This is a genomic window from Haloterrigena salina JCM 13891 (genome assembly GCF_000337495.1).
Classification (GTDB): domain Archaea; phylum Halobacteriota; class Halobacteria; order Halobacteriales; family Natrialbaceae; genus Haloterrigena; species Haloterrigena salina.
In genome coordinates this window covers 1-392 of the sequence record NZ_AOIS01000071.1, presented here as the reverse complement: position 1 = coordinate 392, position 392 = coordinate 1, and the positions used below count along the sequence as shown (strand labels likewise).

General features: G+C 54.8%; 1 protein-coding gene. It reads right to left on the bottom strand.

Annotated elements, in window-relative coordinates:
- Positions 1-200: 200 nt before the first annotated feature.
- Positions 201-392: hypothetical protein (locus tag C477_RS24665; RefSeq protein WP_008896904.1), on the bottom strand; the 192-nt coding region annotated here is incomplete at its 5' end.

Here is a 392-nt window from a genome sequence, read left to right as displayed (position 1 = left end):
CATCACCAGGATCTCCGTGTTCACGAGAGACAGTAGATTGAGACCCCTAGGATGGGATCAGGTCGAAATTACAGCCATCTATACTGTACATAAAAAAACAAACGCCAGCCACATTAGAAAGGCAAAATTTACATTGTCTTGATCACGGCCAACTCAACTGCAGAACAGTACTAGGCAAGTCCCCCACTTACATGCCACCCTCACACCGATCTCTGTCCACCCCCAGACACACCGTTCATCTCGAACTCTAGCATCCCGAGCGCTGCCAGGCAGTCCACGCACATCCGCTTCTCCGAATCTCGATACCCAGCAGCGGACGGCCCGTCGTGGACAGCCCGCAGTTTGGCCCAGTCCGTCTGCTCCAGATCCTGCCCACAGCGCGGACACGGCTC